Source organism: Actinomycetota bacterium, assembly GCA_036280995.1.
GTDB lineage: Bacteria > Actinomycetota > CALGFH01 > CALGFH01 > CALGFH01 > CALGFH01.
Map to the genome: position 1 here is coordinate 1 of DASUPQ010000596.1, position 15963 is coordinate 15963.

General features: G+C 74.8%; 14 protein-coding genes. 10 read left to right on the top strand and 4 right to left on the bottom strand.

Features of this window, described 5'->3' with window-relative positions:
* Window positions 1-284 precede the first annotated feature (284 nt).
* The gene (locus tag VF468_20035) at window positions 285-1880 is read right to left on the bottom strand and encodes a PucR family transcriptional regulator ligand-binding domain-containing protein (protein HEX5880579.1); all 1596 of its coding nucleotides are present in this window, start codon (window positions 1878-1880) and stop codon (window positions 285-287) included.
* A gap of 111 nt (window positions 1881-1991) precedes the next feature.
* On the opposite strand from VF468_20035, the gene VF468_20040 reads away from it, so the two are divergent.
* The 9 genes from VF468_20040 to VF468_20080 all read left to right on the top strand — a co-directional run bounded on the left by VF468_20040 (window position 1992) and on the right by VF468_20080 (window position 11388).
* Window positions 1992-3284, top strand: a complete 1293-nt coding sequence (locus tag VF468_20040) for a saccharopine dehydrogenase NADP-binding domain-containing protein (protein ID HEX5880580.1) — start codon at window positions 1992-1994, stop codon at window positions 3282-3284.
* Window positions 3285-3337: 53 nt separating this feature from the next.
* Entirely contained in the window at window positions 3338-4684 is a 1347-nt protein-coding gene (gene gabT, locus VF468_20045) for a 4-aminobutyrate--2-oxoglutarate transaminase (protein ID HEX5880581.1), read from the top strand.
* 31 nt (window positions 4685-4715) lie between these two features.
* On the top strand, window positions 4716-6176 hold the full coding sequence (locus VF468_20050) for an aldehyde dehydrogenase family protein (GenBank protein ID HEX5880582.1): 1461 nt from the start codon (window positions 4716-4718) through the stop codon (window positions 6174-6176).
* Window positions 6177-6365: 189 nt separating this feature from the next.
* Complete coding sequence (gene lepB / locus VF468_20055; protein HEX5880583.1) at window positions 6366-6917, top strand: signal peptidase I; 552 nt, start codon at window positions 6366-6368, stop codon at window positions 6915-6917.
* A 74-nt stretch (window positions 6918-6991) separates the two neighbouring features.
* Complete coding sequence (locus VF468_20060; GenBank protein HEX5880584.1) at window positions 6992-7441, top strand: hypothetical protein; 450 nt, start codon at window positions 6992-6994, stop codon at window positions 7439-7441.
* Window positions 7442-7461: 20 nt separating this feature from the next.
* Window positions 7462-8397 (top strand): IS1595 family transposase, encoded by a 936-nt coding sequence (locus VF468_20065; GenBank protein HEX5880585.1) that lies wholly within the window; start codon window positions 7462-7464, stop codon window positions 8395-8397.
* A 111-nt stretch (window positions 8398-8508) separates the two neighbouring features.
* Entirely contained in the window at window positions 8509-9765 is a 1257-nt protein-coding gene (locus tag VF468_20070) for a hypothetical protein (GenBank protein HEX5880586.1), read from the top strand.
* A 4-nt stretch (window positions 9766-9769) separates the two neighbouring features.
* Window positions 9770-10291 (top strand): hypothetical protein, encoded by a 522-nt coding sequence (locus VF468_20075; GenBank protein HEX5880587.1) that lies wholly within the window; start codon window positions 9770-9772, stop codon window positions 10289-10291.
* Entirely contained in the window at window positions 10288-11388 is a 1101-nt protein-coding gene (locus VF468_20080; GenBank protein HEX5880588.1) for a hypothetical protein, read from the top strand. The genes VF468_20075 and VF468_20080 overlap by 4 nt, the downstream gene beginning before the upstream one ends.
* On the opposite strand, the gene hemL is transcribed toward VF468_20080, so the two are convergent.
* A complete protein-coding gene (gene hemL / locus VF468_20085) occupies window positions 11373-12680 on the bottom strand; it encodes a glutamate-1-semialdehyde 2,1-aminomutase (protein ID HEX5880589.1) in 1308 nt (435 codons plus the stop codon). The genes VF468_20080 and hemL overlap by 16 nt on opposite strands.
* Window positions 12677-13561 (bottom strand): aldo/keto reductase, encoded by an 885-nt coding sequence (locus VF468_20090; GenBank protein HEX5880590.1) that lies wholly within the window; start codon window positions 13559-13561, stop codon window positions 12677-12679. The genes hemL and VF468_20090 overlap by 4 nt, the downstream gene beginning before the upstream one ends.
* A 139-nt stretch (window positions 13562-13700) precedes the next feature.
* Here VF468_20090 and VF468_20095 point away from each other — a divergent pair, with 139 nt between their 5' ends.
* Window positions 13701-15305: a phospholipase D family protein gene (locus VF468_20095; protein HEX5880591.1), complete on the top strand. Its 1605-nt coding sequence runs from the start codon at window positions 13701-13703 to the stop codon at window positions 15303-15305.
* Here VF468_20095 and VF468_20100 read toward each other — a convergent pair.
* Entirely contained in the window at window positions 15302-15958 is a 657-nt protein-coding gene (locus VF468_20100; protein HEX5880592.1) for an HAD family hydrolase, read from the bottom strand. The genes VF468_20095 and VF468_20100 overlap by 4 nt on opposite strands.
* Between the last annotated feature and the right edge of the window lie 5 nt (window positions 15959-15963).

The following is a 15963-nucleotide window of genomic DNA, read 5'->3' on the forward strand; positions in this document are numbered from 1 at the left end:
CTGAGGTCAACCCGCTCGACAGCCCGGACGTCGTGGCCCCCGGCGGTGAACTCCTTCTCCACCCCGACCAGCTCGATCGCGGCCAGGCCGTCCTCTTCAGGGACGGCCCGGCGGGCGCCCGCCTGGACCGTCGTGTCTGCCATCGCCTCGTCCCTCGTCTCAGGCGGCCGATCCGCCGATTCGACCACACGGGAACATATGGACGCTAGCATTCCGCCCCGGGGCGTCCATGTACGAACCGGCACCGCGCGGGGCTCCTGGCTGCCAATTCGTCACCGTAGGTATCAGTCCCCGAAGCCCCGGCCATGGAGCACGTCGGCGGCCTGGAGGGCGAGCCAGAACTCGACCCGGTCGCCGGCCCGGTCCAGGTCGCGGCCGGTGAGCTCGGCGATCCGGCGGATCCGGTAGCGCAGGGTGTGGCGGTGCACGGCCAGGGCCCTGGCCGCCGCCTCCCAGTTGCCGTTGTGCTCGAGGAAGGCCCGCAGGCTGGCCACCAGGTCGCCGTGGTGGCGCCGGTCGTAGTCGGCCAGGGGGTCGAGCAGGCCGCGGGAGATGGCCTCCAGGGCGGCGTCCTCCTGCCTGGCCAGCAGCAGGCGGTGGCTGCCGAGGTCGGCAACGGTCGCGACCCGCCGCTCGCCGGGCCCGGTGGCCGGGCCGGCCGCCTCAAGGGCGAACCGGGCCTCCTGGTAGGCGCGGCGCAGGCCGCGCGGGTCGGCCTCGGGCATGCCGAGGCCGAAGCGGGCGCCCAGCCCCCTGGCCAGGACCGCCTCGGCCACCGCGTCGGCGGCCGCGCGAGCCTCGGCCGGGTCGGCCGCCTCGAACAGGGCGACCACCGAGGCGTCCTGGGTGCTGAGCACGTACGGCGCCGGGCGGCGCGAGAGGCGGTCCTGGACGAGCAGCCGCAGCGCCTCCACGGCCGCCTCGGCGCCGTCGGGCTCCTCCCGCCTGGCCACCAGCACCGCGATCGCCGGGGAGGCGCCGAGGCCGAGGAAGCGGAGACGCCGGCGGATCTCGGAGGCCGACAGCTCCCCCTCGAGCAGGGCGTCGAGGAAGTCGCCGACCAGCCGGCGCTCGGTCCTGGCCACCGCCTGGGCCTTGGCCAGCTCCAGGGCGACGGCGGTGGCCAGGTGGTGGACGACCACCTGGTGGAAGGGCTCGGGGCGGGCGCCCCGGTGCAGCACCAGGAACCCGGCCGGGCCGCCCCCGACCAGGACGGGCAGCAGGGTGCGGCTGCCGCCCTCGTCCGACAGGCTGAGGGAGAACTCGTTGCCTTCGGGCCGCAGGGCCTGGATCTCGGCCCAGACGGCGCGGGGCGGGAGCACGGCGGTGGCGCCCCGGGCCGCCGCCATCACCTCGCCGCGCTCGTCCAGCAGCAGCGCCCTGGTCCCGGTCATCCGGGCGTAGGCCTCCAGCAGGGCGTCCAGCCCGGCCCCCTCGACCAGCAGCCGCGACAGCGTCTGCTGGACCGTCCCGGCCCGCTGGAGCAGGACGTACTGCTCGTTGACGAGGCGGGAGAACAGGGCCTCGGTGATGGCGATGAACGGCACCTCGAAGGGGACCTCGAACACCGGGAAGCCGGCCCGGTCGGCCGCCTCGAGCACGGCCGGCGGGGTGGCCTTGAAGGCGAACCCGAGCCCGATCCCGAGGGCGGCCAGGTCGGCCCTGGCCAGCTGCTCGACGTAGGCGGCCTGGCCGGCGGGGGCGCCGCGCAGCCCCAGCCCGGTGGTGAGCAGCACCTCGCCGCCGCGCAGGAACCGGGTCGGGTCCCGCAGCTCGGACACGTGCGCCCAGCGGATCGGCCGCTCCAGCCCCTTGGCCCCGGCGACCAGGCCGAGGCGGAGCTCGTCGATCGCCAGCAGGTCGGCAACGGTGGTGGCCACGGTCCCCCTTCTACGCCGAAACGTACAACAGCGTACCCGGAAGCTGGACGGGAGGGCACTACCGCGTGGACTTGCCCGGCTGACAGCCTGCGGGTCTATCCGGAGGTGTTGATGCGAGTCGTCGTGGTCGGTGGCGCCGGCGCCATGGGGCGCTGGACGGTGCGCGACCTGACCGAATCCGAGGGCGTCGACGAGGTCGTGGTGGCCGACCTGGACGGGGCGCGGGCCCGGGAGGCGGCCGGCTGGGCGGCGGCCAGGTCCGGGAGCAACGGGACCGCCCAGGTCAGCGGCCTCACCCTGGACGCCGGCGACCCCGAGGCGCTGCGGCGGGCCTTCGACGGCGCCGACGTGGTCTGCAACTGCGCCGTGTACGCCCTCAACCTGCCGGTGATGGAGGCCTGCCTCGACGCCGGGACCCACTACGTCGACCTGGGCGGCCTGTTCCACACCACCCGCAGGCAGCTGGCCCTGCACGACCGGTTCGTGGCCGCCGGGGTCACGGCCGTGGTCGGGATGGGCGGCAGCCCCGGCATCACCAACGTGCTGGCGGCGCTGGCCGCCCGCGGGCTGGACACCGTTGAGGAGGTCGAGGTCCGCCTGGGCGTGGCCGACTTCGCCCCCTCCAGCGCCCCCGTGCCCGTGCCGTACGCCATCCAGACGATCCTCGACGAGTTCGCCGTCCCGGCGGTCACCTTCCGCGACGGCCGGCTGGTCGAGGTGCCGGCCATGAGCGAGCAGGAGGAGCTCGACTTCCCGCCGCCGGTGGGGCGGGTCCGGGTCGGGCACACGCTGCACTCGGAGATCGCGACCCTGCCGCTGCACTTCGCCGACCGCGGGATCCGGTCGGTGTCGTTCAAGGTCGGCTTCCCGGCCGACTTCATGGACAAGCTGACCCTCCTGACGGCGCTCGGCCTTGCCGATACCTCTCCGGTCGAGCTGCCGAGCGGCACGGTGGTCCCGCGCGAGCTGCTCGTCCACGCCATCACCACGACCGCCACCACGCCCGGCCCCGAGGCCGCCCCGGACGACGCCGAGGCGATCTGGGTCCGGGTGCGAGGGCGACGGGCCGGACCGTCGGGGGATCCGGCCCTCGCCCCTCGCGAAGCATCCCCTGACCTCCTGGGCGCTCCGGTCGAGCGGCTGGCCGAGCTCGTGGTCCGGCCCCACCCGGCCTGGCAGGCCGGCAGCGGCCAGCTCGACACCGGCGTGCCGCCCAGCATCGTCGCCCAGCTCCTGGCGGCCAAGGTGATCGACCGGCCGGGCGTGCTCGCCCCCGAGGACGCCGTCCCGCCCGAGCCCTTCCTGGCCGAGCTGGCAACCCGCAACATGGAGGTCACGCTGATCACCCGCGAGAGGGGTCGAAGCCTCGGCGCAGCCGCGGGGGGTTCGGGGGGCGCAGCGTAGCGGAGCTCCCCGATGGATCAGGCCAACGACGACCCGAGGAAGAGGTGTTCCGAATGTCGATGCCGCAGGAGCGGAAACTGGCCGGTGCCGTCCCGGGGCCGGGCAGCCAGGCCCTGGAGGAGCGGCGGCGCAGGGCGGTGGCCCGGGGCGTGGCCACCATGACGCCGGTGTACGCGGCGGCCGCCCACGGCGCGGTCATCGAGGACGTCGACGGCAACCGCTTCATCGACTTCACCGGCGGCCTCGGGGTGCTGAACGCCGGCCACACCCCGCCGTCGGTCACCCAGGCGGTCAAGGACCAGGTCGAGCGCTACCTCCACACCTGCCAGCACGCGGTGATGAACGAGCCGTACGTGGCCGTCGCCGAGGCCCTCAACCGGATCACCCCCGGCGACCACGACAAGCGGACCCTGCTGGTGAACTCGGGGGCCGAGGCGACCGAGAACGTGGTCAAGATCGCCCGGGCCGCCACCGGCCGCCCCGGGGTGGTCGTGTTCGACAACGCCTTCCACGGCCGCACCCTGCTGGCCCTGGCCATGACCGGCAAGGTCACCCCCTACAAGCAGGGCTACCAGCCGTTCCCGAGCGAGATCTACCGGATGCCCTACCCCTACTGCTACCGCTGCCCCTTCCACCTCGACCACTCCACCTGTGGTCTGGCCTGCGCCGACTACGTCGAGGAGGAGATCAAGGTCCACGTCGGGCCCCAGAACGTGGCCTGCCTGATCGTGGAGCCGGTCCAGGGCGAGGGCGGCTTCATCGCCCCGCCGCCCGGCTGGCTGGAGCGGATCGCCGACATGTGCCGGCGCCTGGAGATCCCGTTCGTGGCCGACGAGGTCCAGTCGGGCTTCGGCCGCACCGGCACCCTGTACGCCACCGAGCAGCACCCGGGCGTCGAGCCCGACTTCACCCTGTCGGCCAAGTCGATCGCGGCCGGGCTGCCCCTGGCCGCGGTCACCGGGCGGGCCGAGCTGATGGACGCCCCCGGCCCCGGCGGGCTCGGCGGCACCTACGGTGGCAACCCGCTGGCCTGCGTGGCCGCGCTGGCCACCATCGAGCTGTTCGAGCAGGGCGACCTGCTGGAGCGGGCCCGGCGGATGGGCGAGACCCTTGACGGGCGCCTGCGCGAGCTGGGCGAGCGCCACCGGATCGTGGGCGAGGTCCGGGGGCTGGGCGCGATGATGGCCATGGAGCTGGTCACCGACCGGCAGACCAAGGAGCCGGCCAGGCAGGAGACCAGCCAGGTGGTGGCCGAGGCGGCCCGCAACGGGCTGCTCACCCTCAAGGCCGGCATCCACGACAACGTCGTGCGCATCCTCGCCCCCCTGGTCATGGAGGAGCGGCTGCTGGCCGAGGGGCTCGACATCCTCGACCAGGCCCTGGCCACCGCCTCGGCCTGAAGGTGCCGCCGGGCGGGTACCCTCCACGTCCATGAGGACATCCATGTGGGTCGCCGGGGCGGATCTGCCCGGCCGGGGCGCGGTCGAGGTGGTCGCCAACCCGGCCACCGAGGAGCCGCTGGCCGAGGTGCCGTCGGCCTCGCCCGACCAGGTCGGCGCGGCCGTGGAGGCGGCCAGGGGCGCGCTGGGTGCCTGGCGGCGGACCCCGGCCGGCGAGCGCGGCGAGCTGCTCCACGGGGTCGCCGCCTGGCTGCGCGAGCACACCGACGAGCTCGGCCGCCTGATGGCCCTGGAGGGCGGCAAGCCACTGGTCGAGAACACCGACGAGGTCGGCTGGACGGCCAACGCCTTCACCTACTACGCCGAGCTGGGACGCCACGAGCGCGGCCGGGTCATCCCCTCGGTCGAGGAGGGCCAGCTCTCGCTGGTGCTGAAGGAGCCGGTCGGGGTCGTGGCCACGATCGTGCCCTGGAACTACCCGCTGCTCCTGCTGGCCTGGAAGGTCGCCCCCGCCCTGGCCGCCGGCAACACGGTGGTGGTCAAGCCGTCGCCGTACACGCCGCTGGCCACCCTGCGCCTGGCCGAGGCGTTCACCGGGCTCCCCGACGGCGTGGTCAACCTGGTCACCGGCGGGGCCGAGGTCGGCGAGGCCCTGGTCGTGCACGGCGGGACCAGCCTGGTCGCCTTCACCGGGTCGGTGGAGACCGGCCAGCGCATCGGCGCCCTCTGCGCCGAGCGGGTCAAGCGGACCCACCTGGAGCTGGGCGGCAAGGACGCGTTCATCGTCTGCGACGACGTCGACCTGGCGGTCGCCGCCCCCGGCGCCGCCTGGGCGGCCTACCTGAACGCGGGCCAGGTCTGCACGTCGGCCGAGCGCTTCTACGTCATGGAGCCGGTGTTCGACGAGTTCGTCGACCGCCTGGTCACGGTGACCAAGGGGCTGCGGCTGGGCGACCCGCTCGACCCGGCCACCGACGTCGGCCCGATGGTGGCCGAGGCCCAGCGGGCCAAGGTGGAGGGCCAGCTCGGCGGGGCGGTGGCGGCCGGGGCCCGGGTCCTGGCCGGCGGGGACCACGGCGGGCACCAGCGGGGCTGGTTCCTGGCCCCGACGGTGGTGGTGGACGTGGACGACGCCATGGACCTGCTCACCACCGAGACCTTCGGGCCGGTCGCGCCCGTGCAGCGGGTCGGCTCGCTGGACGAGGCGATCGCGCGGGCCAACGCCCTCCCCTACGGGCTGGGGGCCAACGTCTACACGGGCCGGATGGACTACGTGCTGCGCTGCATGGAGGAGCTGGAGGCGGGCACCGTCTGGTTCAACGACCCCCTCACCGACAACGACGCCGGCCCGTTCGGCGGCATGAAGATGTCCGGCAACGCCCGCGAGCTGGGACCGGAGGGCCTGGAGGCGTTCCGCGAGACCAAGCACGTCCACCTCGACGCCCGGGCCAACCGCAAGCCGTGGTGGTATCCCTACGGCCAGGAGGGTTAGCCTGGTGGACCGCGTCAAGCCGACGGCCTGTCCGGCCGATGGAGGCGGCATGTCAAGACTCCGGTCCCCGGAGGTCGGGCGCTGAGCCAGACCATCCGCGTCCAGCCCTCCCGCGTCGAGCGCATCCACGGCCGCCGTAACGCTGCCCGGCGGACCCGGCGCCGCTTCTTCGCCGAGCTGCCGTTCCTGCTGGGGGCCGCCCTGATCCTGACCATCCTGGTCAAGGGGTTCCTGATCCAGGCCTTCTTCATCCCGTCGCGGTCGATGGAGCCGACCCTGGACGTGGGCGACCGTGTGGTCGTCAACCGGCTCGCCTACCGCCTCGGCGACCCCGCCCACGGCCAGGTGGTGGTCTTCCTGCGCCCGACCGGCGCCGACCAGCCCCCGGCGAGCGGCCCCATCTCCTGGGTCCGGCGGGCGGTCGCCCAGGGGCTCGGAGGCACCCCGCCGGGCAACGAGGACCTGATCAAGCGGGTCGTCGGGCTTCCCGGCGACGAGCTCGAGGGCCGCGACGGCCACCTGATCCGCAACGGCGCCGTGGTCGACGAGCCCTACCTCCGCCCCGGCACCTTCACCTCCGACTTCGACAAGGTGCGGATCAAGCCAGACCACCTCTGGGTGATGGGCGACAACCGCGAGGACTCGGCCGACTCGAGGAGCTTCGGCCAGGTCCACCGCTCGGCCCTGGTCGGCCGGGCCGTGCTCACCGTCTGGCCGGTGCAGCACACCGGCGGCCTCTAGACCTGTCGTTTTCCCTCTTGTGGGGGCAAGGGGGCAAGATTACCTGTGCCTGGCGGGAGGAAGGAGACGGCTGGATGGCGCTGGCGGCCCAGCGGAACCAGGTCACCGAGCGAGGACGGCGACGCGTCGCCGGCGCCCTGGTGACCGGCGCGGCCCTGCTGGTCGTCTACTGGGCGGCCTGGCTGCTCGACCGGACCCTGCTGGGCAGCGACACCCGGCCCGCCTACTACGAGTTCCAGGCGGCGTTCGTCCTGGCCGACGCCTGGCTGGCCTTCTGCCTGGTCGCGGGCGCCCGGGCCCTGGCCGGCCACCGTCCCACGGCGCTCCTGTGGCTGCTGGCCGCGGGCGGGGCCGGCGGCTTCCTGCTGGCCGTGGACGTCCTCTACAACCTCCAGCACGGCGTCTGGTTCGCCAGCCAGCGGGGCCTGGCCGAGCTGGTGCGCAACCTGGCCACCGGCGCCGGCACGGTCGGCCTGTTCACCTGGGCCTGGCCCCGCCGGGCCGAGCTGCTGGCCGGCGACTGAGCGACGCGGCCGTGGACCCCCTGGCGACCCCGGACCACCCGGTCGCCGGGCGCGACTATCCGACCGACTGGGACCAGTTCCTCGCCTGGTTCCCCGACGAGGCGGCCTGCCTGCGCTACCTGGAGCGCCTCAGCTGGCCGCACGGGTTCCTCTGCCCGGCCTGCGGGCAGGCCCGGGCGCCCTGGCGCGGGTCGCGCCAGCGGCTCGTCTGCCGCGACTGCGGTCACCAGACCACCGTCACCGCCGGCACACTGTTCCAGGGCACGCGGACGCCGCTGCGCCAGTGGTTTGCCGCCGCCTGGCTGGTCGCCACCGCCGAGCAGGGCGTGTCCGCCCGCCAGCTGGCCCGGGCGCTGGACCTGGGCAGCTACGAGACGGCCTGGACGATGCTGCACCGCTTCCGGCGGGCGATGGTCCGCTCGGGCCGGCCCAAGCTGGTGGGCCGGGTCGAGATCGGGACGGTGGCGGCCCCGGCGCGGCCGGACCCGGCCGGCGGGTCGTTCCCGGCCACGGCCGCCGTCGCCCTCGAGGACCGGGGCGCGACGCCCGGGCGGGTCCGGATGCAGCGGCTGCCCTCGGGGGCGGGCGGCGAGCTGGTCGCCTTCCTCGGCCGGGTGGTGGAGCCGGGGACACTGGTCCGGGCCGTTCGCCTGGAGAGCTGGTGGCCCCTGGCCGAGCTCGGCTTCATGACCGAGCGGGCCCCGTCCCTCAGCCACCTGCCCGCCGTCGAGCGCGCCCTCGCCGGCTGGCTGCGCGGCACCCACCACGGCGCCGCCTCGCCCGCCCAGCTCGACTGGTACCTGGACGAGTTCACCTTCCGGTTCAACCGCCGCAGCTCGACGCACCGTGGCCTGCTCTTCTACCGCCTCCTGGAGGAGGCCGTGGTCACCCCGCCCCAGCCCTACCGCCGGGTCGTGAGCGCCCCCGACCCTATCCCCAAGCTGCCTGCGGGCTAGCCGCTCCTATCCCCTCCGCTCCACTTGACTACCAGGGGAAAAGGAGCGAACATACGTTTGATTCGAACATTTGTTCGACTCGGCTAGCAACGTTCACGCGAAGGGGAAGCCGTGGACAGGACCGCCGTGCGCAGCCGGGTCGGGTTGACGGACGGCGCCACCCGCATCCCGGAGGTCGCTCCGCTCGACCGGGGCCAGGTGCGCTTTCGCACGCTGCTCTTCCGCTACCTGGCGGTGGGGTTCATCCTGCTGGCCACCGTCGTGGTGGCCAACCCCGGCGCCCCTGACGTCGCCGGCGACCCCGACCCCTGGGACTATCAGCGCGAGCAGGTCGACATCCAGGGCCGGGGCGCGCTCAACGCCTACGCCGAGGCGGCCATCCGGACGACCGCCTGGCTGGCCAAGTCCTCGATCGAGCGCCAGCGCGATATGCTGCGCCTGAGCCTGTTCGACGTCCTGGTCGGGGCCGGGGCGGCCGACTCGGTCGGCGGCTGGCGGGCCGAGAACGCCTCCTGGCTGGAGGCGGCCACCAAGGCCGCCCTGCTCGGCCTGGTCGCGTGGGGGGTCGTGCGCCGCCCGGCCTGGCGCAGCCTGACCGTGGCCGGGCTCCTGCTGGTCGTCGCGACCGTGGTCGTGACCCGGCCCTACACCAGCGTCGAGCTGGCCGCGCGACCCGGCGTGGCCGTCCCCAACGCCATGCTGACCGTGGTCAGCCGGGTCGCGCCCGACGGCGCCCTCGGCCCCCACCGCGACGCCGAGCCGACCCAGCGCCGCCTGCTCACCCGGTACTGGAAGTCGTACGTGGCCCACCCGCTGTCACGCATGGAGACCGGGTCGGCGGTGCTGGCCGACGCCGCGCCGGCCAAGAAGGCCGGCGTGCTCGCCTCGCTGCGCAAGAACGTGTCCGCCGTCAACGACTGGGCGGTGGGGCGCCGTGGGCCCGAGCGGGCGTTCATCGCCACCTCGGCGCTCGGCTACGTGCTGCCGTTCGCCGTCGGGCTGGGGGCGCTGGCCATGGTCGCCGCCTGCGCCCAGACCCTGCTGTTCGTGCTCTGCCTGGGCGGGGTGTTCGCGCTGCCGCTGGCCGTGGCCGGCCGCCGCCAGCGCCGTCTCCTCGTCCGCTTCCTGGTGGCGCCCCTGCTCGGGTCCGTGGCCGTGCTGGCCGGTGCGTCGCTGCTGTCGTTCGTGGTCGTGCGGGCGGCCGAGACCCTGCACGCCTCCGACGAGTACGTGGGCCTGCTGCTGGCCGGGTCGACCTGGCCGGCGCTGGCCGCCTTCCTGCTCGGGCGCTGGCTGACCCGCCGGCGCCAGGGCCTCGGTCTCTCCCCCGCGGGCCCGGCCCCCGCCGCGAACGGCCAGAGGAGCTGATCGCATGAACGCCGAGTCCACCGTCTTCCGAGCGTCCCGTCCGGCGGTCGTCGTCGCCCCCGGAGGCGAGGGCGCCCGCGCCGCCGCCTGGCTGCTGGCCTGGCCGATGCGGCTGGCCGCGACGCCGCTCGGCCGCCGGCTGCTCGCCGCCGCCACCCTGTCGCTGGTGCTGGTGGTGGGTGTCGGGTGGCTGTACGACTCCCCCGACCAGCCCCGCACGGCCGCCAGCTTCCGCGCGGCGGGCGGCCTGGCCACGGACGGGGCGGCTGGCACCGGGACCGGCGCCGCCAGCCGGCAGATGGCGGCGGCGCCGGTCCGGGCCAAGCAGTCGGCGGCCCCGGCCGAGGTCGCGGCCGCCTGGTGGGCCGCCCGCCACAAGGTGGCCGTGGACAAGGTGCGGGCCCTGCAGCAGCGCCGGGTGAGCGCCAAGGAGGTCCAGGTGCTGGTGGTCGCCGAGGCCGGTCCGCGGATGCCCAGCGACTACGTGACCGTCCGGAAGGGCTCGTCGGGCTGGAAGGTGCCGTGAGGCGGACCGTCGGCACCAAGGCCGGAGCCGTGCTGGTCGCGCTGCTGACCCTGGCCATGCTCAGCAGCCGCGCCTCGCCCGGATTCCCTCTGGCCGACGTGCCCAAGTCGGTCGGGCGCTCGATCGCCAAGGCCCTCGGCGCCAAGCCCGACAAGCCGGCCCGCTCCAAGCCGGCCGCCCAGGCCGGCGCCAGCGCCTTCGCGCTGTCCGACATCCCCCGCCGCTACCTCGGCTTCTACGCCGACGCGGCCGCGACCTGCAAGGGCCTGACCTGGCAGGTGCTGGCGGCCATCGGCAAGATCGAGTCCGACCACGGGCGCTCCTCGGCCCCCGGCGTGCGCAGCGGCGTCAACCGCTTCGGCTGCTGCGCGGGGCCGATGCAGTTCAACATCCGCAACGGCCGGCCGAGCACCTGGGACACCTGGGGCACGGGCGTCGTGGCCCACGTCTACGACCCCGCCCACGCGGTGCCCGCGGCCGCCCGCAAGCTCTGCGGCGACGGCCTGGCCCGCCCCGAGCGGATCCAGCAGGACCCCTGCCCGAGCGTGCTCGGCTCGGCCGCCCTGCACGTCGCCCTCAAGCGCTACAACAACGCCTGCTGGTACGTGCACGAGGTGGTGACCCTGGCCGGCCGCTACACCTCGACGGCGCCGGTGGCGTCCCCCTCCAAGGACCCGTTCGTGCTCGCCCTGGTCCGCAACAAACGCATCACCAGCACGTCCAGCCGCGGCTGCGACCCCAAGACCGACCTGGCCTCGGGCAAGCTCGACCTGCGCGTCCAGTCCCTGCTGGCGGTGATCGCCGAGCGGCACCACGTCCGGCTGAGCTGCCTGCGCTCGGGCCACTCCCGGTTCGTCAAGGGCACCACCCGGGTCTCCAACCACACCGTGTGGCGGGCCGTCGACATCGACGTCGTCGACGGGCGGCCGGTGTCACGGGCCAGCCCGGCGGCCCGGGAGCTGGTGCTGTGGCTCGACGGGCTCCAGGGCCCGCTGCGGCCGTCCGAGATCGGCTCGCCGTTCGAGATCGGCCGCCGCCCCTACTTCTCCGACGAGGGCCATCAGGGCCACGTCCACGTCGGCTACCGGGAGGGCTGAGCGCTGGCGGCGGCCGCCTTGGCCGCCTCCCGGGCCGCGGCCAGGACCCGGTCGACCTCGGCGTCGGTGTGCACGATCGACACGAACCAGGCCTCGAAGGCGCTGGGGGGGAGGTAGACGCCCCGGTCCAGCATGGCGTGGAAGAAACGCGCGTAGGTGGCCGTGTCCTGAGCCCGGGCGGCCTCGTAGTCGCCGACCTCGTCGGCGGTCATGAACACGCTGAACAGGTTGCCGGCGCGCTGGACCCGGGCCGGGACGCCGGCCGCCTCGAAGGCGTCCTCGAGCCCGTCGCAGAGGGCTCCGGCCAGGGCGTCGAGGTGCCGGTAGGCGTCGTCGTCGAGCAGCGACAGGGTGGCCAGGCCGGCGGCGGTGGCCAGCGGGTTCCCGGACAGGGTGCCGGCCTGGTACATGGGTCCCTCGGGGGCGACCAGGCCCAGCAGCTCGGCCGGCCCGCCGTAGGCGGCCGCCGGGAGGCCGCCGCCCAGCACCTTGCCGAAGGTGAGCAGGTCCGGCTCCAGCGACCACAGCCCGGTGGCGCCGCCGCGGTGGACCCGGAAGCCGGTCATGACCTCGTCCAGGATCAGCAGCGCGTCGGCCCGGCGGGTCTGGGACCGCAGCGCGGCCAGGAATCCCGGCGTCGGCGGGACCACCCCCATGTTGGCCGCGATGGGCTCGACCATCACGGCGGCGATCTGGTCGCCGTCGGTGTCGAAGGCGGCGGCCAGGGCGGGTTCGTCGTTGTAGGGGATGACAATGGTGTGACTCGTCTGGGCGGGCGTGACCCCCGCCGAGTCGGGCAGGCCGAGGGTGGCCACTCCCGAGCCGGCGGCGGCCAGGAGGGCGTCGGCGTGGCCGTGGTAGCAGCCGGCGAACTTGACCAGCTTGGGCCGGCCGGTGGCCGCCCGGGCCAGGCGGGCCGCGCTCATGGTGGCCTCGGTGCCGGAGCTGACCATGCGCAGCTTCTCGACGGCCGGGACCCGGCGGCCCACCTCCTCGGCCAGCTCGACCTCGGCCTCGGTGGGGGCGCCGAACGAGGTGCCGCGGGCGGTGGCGGCCTGCACCGCCTCGACCACCCGGGGATGGGCGTGCCCGGCGATCAGCGGTCCCCACGAGCAGACCAGGTCGACGTAGCGGGTGCCGTCCACGTCCTCCAGGTACGGCCCCCGGCCTCGGACGAAGAACCGTGGCGTCCCCCCGACCCCGCCGAAGGCCCGAACGGGCGAGTTCACCCCGCCGGGCATGACCCTGGAGGCCCGTTCGAACAGGGCCTCGCTCCGCTCGGTTCCGGTCAACTCGCCCCTCCCTCGCGTAGCTCGGCGATGCGGTCGAGGTCCTCGGGGGTCGGCGGGTCCAGGTCGGCCGCGCCGGCCAGCTCGGCCAGGTGGCCGTGGTCGTGGACCTCCGGCAGGGTCGTGGCCACCGCCGGGTCGGCCAGGGCGAAGCGGAGCAGGGCCTGGTCGAGGGTCTGGTGGCGGTCCCGCTCCAGGAACTCCAGCCGCGCCCGGTCGGCCGCCGCCAGGCGCGGGGCCAGGGGGTCACGGGCGATCAGGCCGGCGCCCGTCTCGGCGGCCAGGGCGGCCAGCTCCCGGCCCGGGTCCTGCTCGGTCAGGTTGTAGACGGTCTCGACGGCGGCGACCCGCCGCTCCTGGAGGGCGGCCGCGCCCTCGTCGCCCCAGCCGGGCCCGGGACCGAGGGCGACGCCGTAGTACCTGACCTTGCCCTTGGCCACCTGCGCCTCCAGGAACTCGAAGAGCGCGTCGGACTCGACGGCGTCCATGCCCGGGTGGTGGAGGAGCCACAGGTCGACCGGCTCCAGGCGCAGCCGCCCCAGCGAGCGGTCGAGGGCGCGGCCGGCGAAGGCGGCCGACCAGTCGTGGCGGGGCACGGTCGGGGCCGGCTCCCAGGGTCGTGGGGTGGTGTCGTAGCCGAAGGTGGTGGCCACCGTGACCTCGTCCCGGTGGCCGCGCACGGCCTGGCCGAGCAGCTCCTCGGCGCGGCCGTCGCCGTCGCTGTCGCTGGCCCCGAAGTAGGAGATCCCGAGGTCGAGGGCCGCCTTCAGCAGGCCGGCGACGTCCTCGTCGGACCGCGCCCCCGGCCCGGCGACCAGCGGCCACACGGCCAGCCCGACCTCACTGGCCACGAGGTCGGCCGAGCCGATGCGGCGGTGACGCACGAGGTACGCTCCTTGCGGTCGGGAAGGGGCAAGGGCAAGCATGGCACAGGCGCTCTTGGGGGGCCGTGGGGGGAGCGAGCCCCCCACATGGATCAGGGACCGCGGCGGGAGGCGAATCGGTGGAGAGCTGGCGTCGCCGATGACCATCGAGAGCTGGTTCCTCACCGCTTCGGAGCGTGGCAACCGGGGCACCGGCATCGACCGGCGCCGGGGGGACGGGCGGGCCTGGACCGAGGGGAACCGGGTCGAGGCGCTGGTCCACGGGGCCACCTACTACCCGCGGCTGCTGGCCGCCCTGCGCGACCTCGGCCCTGGCGACCTGGTCGGCATCACCGACTGGCGCGGCGACACCGACGAGCTCCTGGACGGGGAGGGTACCGAGCTCGGCAAGGTCCTGGCCGAGCTGGCCGGCCGGGGGGTGCAGGTCCGCGGCCTGCTGTGGCGCTCCCACCCGGACGTGGCCCACTTCCAGGAGGAGGCGAACCTGCACCTGGGCGAGGTGGTGAACGAGGCCGGGGGCGAGATCCTGCTCGACGAGCGGGTCCGGGGCCCGGGCAGCCAGCACCAGAAGCTGGTCCTGATCCGCCACCCCGACCGGGAGGACGACGACGTCGCCTTCATGGGCGGGATCGACCTGTGCCACGGGCGCCGGGACGACGAGCGCCACCTCGGCGACCCCCAGGCCGTCGAGATGGACGAGCGCTACGGCGACCACCCGCCCTGGCACGACGTGCAGCTCGAGGTCCGGGGCCCGGCCATCGGCGACCTGTCGGTCACCTTCCGGGAACGGTGGGAGGACCCGACCCCGCTCGACCACCGCAACCCGTGGCGGGCCCGGCTGACCAGGCGGGTCGACCAGCCGCGGCACCCCAGCCCGCTGCCGCCGATGCTGCGCGACCCGGCCCCGGCCGGCCCCCACGCCGTCCAGGTGCTGCGGACCTACCCGGCCAAGCGGCCGGCGCTGCCGTTCGCCCCGTCCGGGGAGCGCAGCATCGCCCGCGCCTACCTCAAGGCCCTGTGGCGGGCCCGCCGGCTCATCTACCTCGAAGACCAGTACCTGTGGTCGGAGGACATCGCCCAGGCGCTGGCCGACGCGCTGCGCCGCTCGCCCGACCTGCGGCTGATCGCCGTCGTCCCCCGCTACCCGGACCAGGACGGGCGCATGAGCGGCCCGCCCAACCGCATCGGCCAGCAGGCCGCCCTGGACGCGGTCCGGGAGGCCGGCGGCGACCGGGTCGCCGTCTACGACCTCGAGAACGAGGACGGCACCCCGATCTACGTGCACGCCAAGGTGTGCGTGATCGACGACGTGTGGGCGGCGGTCGGTTCCGACAACCTGAATCGCCGCTCCTGGACCCACGACAGCGAGCTGTCGGCGGCGGTGCTCGACGAGACCCTGGACGAGCGCGAGCCGCGCGACCCCGCCGGCCTCGGGGATGGCGCCCGGACGTTCGCCCGGCAGCTGCGGCTGCAACTGTGGCGCGAGCACCTCGGGCGGGGCCCGGACGACGACGGCGACCTGCTCGACCCGGTCGAAGGCTTCGACGCCTGGCGCCGGGCGGCCGCGGCCCTGGCCGCCTGGCACGAGGCCGGCCGCCGCGGCCCCCGCCCACCCGGCCAGGCCATCGAGCACGACCCGGGCCGGGTCCAGCCCTGGGCCGCCTGGTGGGCCCTGCCCGTCTACAAGCTCCTGGTCGACCCCGACGGCCGCCCCCGCCGCCTGCGCCGCGCCGGCAGGTTCTAGCCGCGGCCGTCGGCGAGCAGCCGGGGCAGGTCGCGCATGTCGTGGAAGACCACCGTGGCCTCGCCCGCCAGCCGGTCGGGCGAGCTCAGGCCGCCGGCGTAGCCGAAGGCGCGCATGCCGGCCGCCCTGGCCCCCATGAGGCCGTAGAGGGTGTCCTCGACCACGGCGCAGCGGGCCGGCTCGGCCCCCATGCGGGCCGCCGCGTGGAGGAACAGGTCGGGGGCGGGCTTGTTGTTGGCGACCTCGTAGCCGCTGAAGATGCGGCCCTCGAACCGCTCGTAGAGGCCGGTGCGGCTCAGGGTGAAGCGGAGCTTGTCGTGGCTGCCGCTGGAGGCGACGCAGGTCGCGGCCGTGATCTGGTCGAGCGCCTCGACGACGCCGTCGACCGGGACCAGGCTGGCGGCGAACGCCTCCCGGTAGCGGCGCTGGAACTGCTCCTTCCAGTCGCCGGGCAGCCGGCTCCCGAGCTGGGCCTCGATCGCCTCGTCCATGTACTCGTCCGACTGGCCCATGAACCGCTCGACGATCTCGGCCTCGGTCAGCGGCCAGCCCAGCTCGGCCAGGTACTCGGTCTCGACCCGGATGGACAGGCGCTCGCTGTCGACCAGCACGCCGTCGCAGTCGAAGATGACGAGTTCAAACGGGCCGTGCACGCCGT

What these genes read in the sequence shown, in the direction of transcription:
- gabT (HEX5880581.1), top strand. Translation starts at nt 3,338, where the DNA reads ATGTCGATGCCGCAGGAGCGGAAACTGGCCGGTGCCGTCCCGGGGCCG.
- VF468_20095 (HEX5880591.1), top strand. Translation starts at nt 13,701, where the DNA reads ATGACCATCGAGAGCTGGTTCCTCACCGCTTCGGAGCGTGGCAACCGG.
- VF468_20050 (HEX5880582.1), top strand. Translation starts at nt 4,716, where the DNA reads ATGAGGACATCCATGTGGGTCGCCGGGGCGGATCTGCCCGGCCGGGGC.
- VF468_20075 (HEX5880587.1), top strand. Translation starts at nt 9,770, where the DNA reads ATGAACGCCGAGTCCACCGTCTTCCGAGCGTCCCGTCCGGCGGTCGTC.
- VF468_20040 (HEX5880580.1), top strand. Translation starts at nt 1,992, where the DNA reads ATGCGAGTCGTCGTGGTCGGTGGCGCCGGCGCCATGGGGCGCTGGACG.
- VF468_20060 (HEX5880584.1), top strand. Translation starts at nt 6,992, where the DNA reads ATGGCGCTGGCGGCCCAGCGGAACCAGGTCACCGAGCGAGGACGGCGA.